Below are 621 nucleotides of genomic sequence, written 5' to 3' on the forward strand. Positions count from 1 at the left end.
ACACGCATGGCCGACACCTGTCAGGGTGCCACCCTGCGCCAGTTGGCGCATCTGCATGACTGGCATATCAGCGAGGCCGGATACGCCGAAGCCCTTGGCCGTATGGTTGCAGCCCATCGTGGGCTGCCCCTGGCGTCACTCTGGGGAGACGGCACATCGTCCTCAAGTGATGGTCAATTGTTTCATGCAGGTGGCAGAGGCGCTGCGATCAGCGATATCAATGCGCGCAATGGCAGTGAACCGGGCGTCAGTTTCTACACCCACATCTCCGATCAGTATGATCCGTTTTCGACCCGGGTGATTGCGGCGACGGCCGGTGAAGCACCCTATGTTCTGGATGGGCTGCTGTATCATGCCAACGGGCTTTCCATTGAAGAGCATTATACCGACACGGGTGGGGCATCGGATCATGTTTTCGGGCTGATGCCCTTCTTTGGTTATCGATTTGCGCCCAGGATACGGGATCTGAAAGAGCGGAAACTTCACCTGTTTCCAGATCAAAGCCCCGGTGATCTCCTGAGTGGAATGGCCGGTGACCCGATCAATACCGATCATGTTGCGGCCCACTGGGACGACCTGCTGCGTCTGGTCACATCCATTCGGAGTGGAACCGTGACGGCC

General features: G+C 58.0%; 1 protein-coding gene. It reads left to right on the top strand.

The window, feature by feature from the left end:
• The coding region (locus KP705_RS16130; protein WP_215764975.1) for a Tn3 family transposase at positions 1 to 621 on the top strand (621 nt) is incomplete at both ends.

This window comes from Gluconobacter sp. P1D12_c, assembly GCF_018812105.1.
In the GTDB taxonomy this organism is placed as follows: Bacteria; Pseudomonadota; Alphaproteobacteria; order Acetobacterales; family Acetobacteraceae; genus Gluconobacter; species Gluconobacter oxydans_A.